Origin of the sequence: Enterococcus mundtii (genome assembly GCF_002947535.1) — a bacterium.
Lineage (GTDB): Bacteria > Bacillota > Bacilli > Lactobacillales > Enterococcaceae > Enterococcus_B > Enterococcus_B mundtii_B.
The window spans coordinates 1-4,335 of the sequence record NZ_PUAP01000001.1 but is presented as its reverse complement, the minus strand read 5'-3'; the positions used below and the strand labels follow the sequence as shown (position 1 = coordinate 4,335).

Here is a 4,335-nt window from a genome sequence, read left to right as displayed (position 1 = left end):
TGTCTTACACTGCTTTATTTAAATCAATACGGTGATCATGCTTCCGCCAACTATCAGAGCTAAGCCGATCAAAGTGTACCTTAATTCTTTCTTGCTCTTCTTTTCGTGCAAAATAACCATACCACCTAGTGTAGAGATCACTACATTCAGTTGCGTGATGATATAGGCAGTGGCCACTCCATTGGCGCTAGCTGAAAATATATAAGCAAATGCAGCTAAACTAAAAATGACTCCGACGATCGTTGCTTTCCAACTTTTTCCATCCCCGTAAGCTTTTGGTTGCTTCAAGACGACGTAAATAGCTGCTGCTAAGAAAACACCTAACATTTGTGGAAAGAAGATGGCAACACCGTCTGCATTGACTAATTTAGGTAATGCACTGTATACCCAATAACCAATACTCGTAGAAGCAAGAATTGAAATTCCTTTAGTTATTCCGCCTTGTTTACTTCCTCCATCGCTTACTGCTGTCAACGCTGAACCAATCACTAGTAAGACGATCGCCACTCCACCGATCACTTTTCCTGTTGTACCTGCCCATTCGCCAAAAGCGAAAACACCAATCAGTGACGTTCCGACGAGCTGCATCGCAGTAGAAATGGGCATTGTTTTTGATACACCAATCAAATTGAACGTGGTGTATTGTCCGATTTGGCCAATGACCCAAAACGCTCCCGATAAAAGACTGATCAAAAATGTAGTAATCGAAATACCACCGGGTGACATGAACAATTGAACAGCTAGACCAACGAGTAATGCGCCAATACCCGTACCTAATATTTCATTGGTGGGACGCCCACCGATTTTTTTCAAAACCAGTGGTTGGATCCCCCAGCCAATCGCTGGTATTAATGCAATTAAGATTCCCATCAATCAATCCCTACCCTTTCCCACCTTGAAATGAAGGATAAAGCGTCATACCACCATCTACAAACAATGTGATACCTGTGACGTAACTTGATTCATCTGAAGCCAACCATGCAGCCGCAGCCGCAACTTCACTTGGTTTTCCGATACGTTCCATCGGGATCATGCTTTCTGTCGTTGCTTTTTGCTCTGGATCATCAAATTTTTCGGCATTGATCGGTGTTTTGATTGCTCCTGGTCCAATACTATTGATACGTATTCCTTCAGGTGCATATTCCATGGCTACACTTTGTGTGAATAGTTTTACCCCACCTTTTGAAGCGGCATAATGTGAAAAGGTCGGCCACGGGATTTGTTCATGGACAGAGGAAAGATTGATGATGTTTCCTTTTACTTTATGTTTCTTGAAATAATTGATAGCAGCTTTTGTTCCTAAAAACACACCAGTCAAGTTGACTTGCATCACGGTTTCCCATTCTTCCAAGCTTAATTCATGCGTTGGCTTTTGGTTTTCCGTTCCAGCATTGTTGACCCAAACATCCAACTGACCATAGGCTTCTATCGCTTGATCAATCAGAGTCTGCACACCTTCTTCTGTCCCCACATCGGCTTTGACTGCTAAAGCTTGACCTCCAGCTTCTTCAATCGTTTTTACTGCTTCTTCGGCTCCATCAGCATCGGAATGGTAATTTACGACGACTTTCATCTTCTCTTCTCCAAAACGCTGAGAAATGGCTGTACCGATTCCTTTGGACCCGCCAGTTACTACAGCTACTTTCTGTTCTAATTCTTTATACATAGAAGACACCCTTTCTTTTATCACATTAATAACAAATATTTTAAAACATTCGTTATTAGCTATAAAGACAGTGTACACTACGCAGTGTAGGTGAAAGCAAATCATACGCACTAAAAAATTCTTTCCAAAAAAAGAAAGCCCTTCAGCATCACTGATCGGGCTTCTTTCTTATTCTCGAATACGATATTGGCTCACTCAACATGTTCAAAAAAATCAGCAGTTGCTTGTTCGTCTGCTTTCAATTGTTCGATCAGAGCTTCTGCTCCATCAAACTTCACTTGATCTCGGATAAATTCGTGCCAACGAATGTAGACATGTTCTCCATAGATATCTTGGTCAAAATCTAGAATATACAGTTCGACTGTCAATTCACGTCCATCACCGAACGTGTCGTTATGACCGATCGATCCCATCGCTGGGTACCACGTGTCACCGATTTTGATTTCACAAACATAGACACCCACTTTTGGTAAATGAACGGTGCTTTTGACTTTGACATTGGCTGTCGGAAATCCTAATAAACGCCCACGTGCGTCCCCATGGATGACCACACCGTCGATTTCATAAATGTAACCGAGTAAATGAGCCACACTCGCAACATCCCCAGCATCCAAGTCTTGACGAATCCGTGAAGAACTGATTTTTTCCTCTTCTTGTTGCTCTTTTGGTACTGTGACCACTTCAAAGCGACCTTTTGCATAACCAGGAAGATGAGGAACATCCGCAATTTCTTTTGGACCATACGTATAGTCAAAGCCAGAAACAGCATACTTAGCATTGAGTCCCACAATATATTGATCAACGAAATCTTGAGGGGCTAAGTGGGCAAAAGCTGAAGTAAATTCAATTTCGTAAAGATAATCGATACCAAGTTCTGCCATTTTTGCTTCTTTTTGTTCTAACGTAGTCAAGTATTTGACACTACTTGGATTGATTTTTTTAAAGACGATTGACGGATGTTGATTAAATGTCATCAGTGCCAATTTCAGACCCTCTCTTTGAGCAATCTCTCGCCCCGTTTCGATCACTTTCTGATGTCCTAAATGAACTCCGTCAAAGAAACCTAAGATCAATACGACGTCTTCTTTCGGAATTTGAGAAACTTGATAAGGGTGTCTGATTTTGATGATTTCCATTTTTACATTAAACCTCATTTCTTAAAACTTTACTTGGTTTCAACTTGTTTTTTTCTTTTGGATTTGGTTGGTAGATACTCACTACTTTTCCTTGATAAAAAAGGGCAATTTCTTCTGATGGCATCTCTGATAAACCGAATACTTGGTAATCTAAACGCATGCCATTCTTGACTTTCTGCCACACTGTTTCATCGATATCGACCTGTTTGAACTTTGCTACACCTGTTTCAATGGGTAATAAATATTCGTCGATCGTGCCATTTTCCATATATGATGCTACTTCAGCTAAAGTAATTGCTTGGGATTCATCCATGCCAGCACTAGCTGCTCTCGTCAAATCTGACATATGTGCCGGATAGCCCAACTTACTACCCGTATCAACAGCCAACGTCCGAACATAGGTGCCTTTGCCACATTCGACTTCAAACCGCCACGAAACGGTCCCTGCTTCTTTTGACCAGATGATTTCGCTCGTTCGTTCAAAACGATAGATCTGTGCCTTGCGAACAGGTCGTTCCACCGTTTCATTGTTTCGCGCATATTCATATAAACGTCTGCCATTGACTTTCACAGCCGAGTACATCGGAGGGACCTGTGTGATCTCACCGACAAAAGCAGCCATTGCTTCATCTACTTGGTCCTCTGTCAACGCTTCAATTACAGCTCGCTGTTCGACGATTTCTCCTGATTTATCTTCAGTCGTCGTACTATAGCCAAGTGTGATTTCTCCTTTGTAGGTCTTCCCCGAATCCGTCAAATATTCAATGACTTTAGTGGCTTTACCAATACAAATTGGAAGAACACCATCTACATCAGGATCTAATGTCCCACCATGTCCGATTTTCTTTGTATGTAAAATTTTTCGTAATTTGAATACACAATCGTGGCTAGTCATGCCGCGTTCTTTCCATAAAGGTAATAAGCCTTCCATCTTTTGTTCTCCATTCTTTTAAGTATTAACTGAATTATTATAACACATAGGAGCAATAACTGACGGGATTGATCCTTAAATGTACGATTATTTTGTTTTAGAAACATAAACGTAACAAAAGTTCACACTGTTGTAAATAGAAAGGTGGTATTCTTTTTGTAAAGGAGGGAGCACCTATGGAAAATCTTTTCTTTGCACCTTTTGATTGGTTATACAAGTGGTTATCTGGTAAATGATCGGATGATTCTTTGATCAGTCAATTCTCATATTTTGCTTTTATGATGAAACATGTTTTCCCCAAAAGCGGACAATTCAGCGATGATCATCTGCTACGAATACAACGAAAAAATTCGGAAATGGCACTTTCAATTTTTGATTCTTTCGTTGTATTTCGTCTTGCTCTCTCTAGTGTCGAATGAAAATATACAACAAAAAAACAGGGAGTGGGACATTAGTTCTCTCCCACCACCTAAAACCGAATAAACGGCGGAAACAGAAGTAACCTCTTCGGAAATAAGGCGCCATCCACAAAAATTTGAAGAACAATTTTCGTGGATGGCGCCTTATTTCTCGAGGCTGAACACTTCTGTCCCGACCTCTGA

The 4,335-nt window shown here is 40.9% G+C and carries 4 protein-coding genes; all 4 read right to left on the bottom strand.

Features of this window, described 5'->3' with window-relative positions:
* Nucleotides 1–18 precede the first annotated feature (18 nt).
* The 4 genes from CUS89_RS00025 to truB all read right to left on the bottom strand — a co-directional run bounded on the left by CUS89_RS00025 (nucleotide 19) and on the right by truB (nucleotide 3,733).
* Complete coding sequence (locus CUS89_RS00025; protein ID WP_104870539.1) at nucleotides 19–870, bottom strand: GRP family sugar transporter; 852 nt, start codon at nucleotides 868–870, stop codon at nucleotides 19–21.
* 10 nt (nucleotides 871–880) lie between these two features.
* Nucleotides 881–1,666: a glucose-1-dehydrogenase gene (locus CUS89_RS00020; RefSeq protein ID WP_104870538.1), complete on the bottom strand. Its 786-nt coding sequence runs from the start codon at nucleotides 1,664–1,666 to the stop codon at nucleotides 881–883.
* Between the two features lie 191 nt (nucleotides 1,667–1,857).
* Nucleotides 1,858–2,802, bottom strand: coding sequence for a riboflavin biosynthesis protein RibF (ribF, locus tag CUS89_RS00015; protein WP_104870537.1), 945 nt, complete (start codon nucleotides 2,800–2,802; stop codon nucleotides 1,858–1,860).
* 7 nt (nucleotides 2,803–2,809) lie between these two features.
* Complete coding sequence (gene truB, locus CUS89_RS00010; RefSeq protein ID WP_104870536.1) at nucleotides 2,810–3,733, bottom strand: tRNA pseudouridine(55) synthase TruB; 924 nt, start codon at nucleotides 3,731–3,733, stop codon at nucleotides 2,810–2,812.
* Between the last annotated feature and the right edge of the window lie 602 nt (nucleotides 3,734–4,335).